Below are 735 nucleotides of genomic sequence, written 5' to 3'. Positions count from 1 at the left end.
AGAGTGATGCTAAGCGTAAAAGGCCTTGACAGGCTTGATAAGTTTGATCTATGATAAGTTTGCTATCCATTACTTTTTGAAAGTAGTCTTTGGTTGCTGGACCATATTTTTCTGCTTTAACGAGATACTCTTCAGGGCTCCATAAAGAACGATTAAGTACGTGTTGATGGTGTGGTGGGCAATGGTCGATTTGCGTACTATAACCATGCTTTTTATAACTTCGTTTATGAAAAGCTATTCGGTTGTTTTCGCTATATATCTCTACTAATTCAGTACAATAAATAACATTTACAGTCTTACCAATATATTTATAGGGAACACTGTAAAAATGCCAATCCTCACCAATGACTACATGATAGTTCTGTTGTACTTTGCCTTTAGTATAGTTCTTGGCGACATATTGATTATCTGGCATCCGCTTGAGCGTAGGCTTCTCTTTGTCGAAGAATAATTCTTTACGACTAAAGGTTTTACGTTGGAAGTTTTTATCATGATGAGAATTAAGCTTATCCCATATGGCACTATTTAAAGAAAATAAACTTGTAAATGTTTCATTACGCAAGGGGCCATAGACACGTAAATAAGCTATTCTTACTCCTCCCTCAACAGAAGGTTTGTCTTTTGGTTTAGCAGGTCTAGCAGCTAAAAGAGCAATGTTATTATGATTGGCCCATTGTTCAATCATATCTACAAAAGTAGGTTCATACCGATTACTACGCTTTACCCATTGCTTCA

1 protein-coding gene is annotated in these 735 nt (G+C 36.2%); it reads right to left on the bottom strand.

Annotated features, from left to right (window positions below):
- A partial coding sequence (locus tag H8B04_RS16875; RefSeq protein ID WP_449449433.1) for a Mu transposase domain-containing protein occupies positions 1-735 on the bottom strand: 735 nt, incomplete at both ends.

The sequence above is a fragment of the Sphingobacterium litopenaei genome (assembly GCF_014692495.1).
Lineage (GTDB): Bacteria > Bacteroidota > Bacteroidia > Sphingobacteriales > Sphingobacteriaceae > Sphingobacterium > Sphingobacterium litopenaei.
Note: the sequence above shows the minus strand (reverse complement) of the source record. Positions and strands in the feature narration are given on the sequence as shown.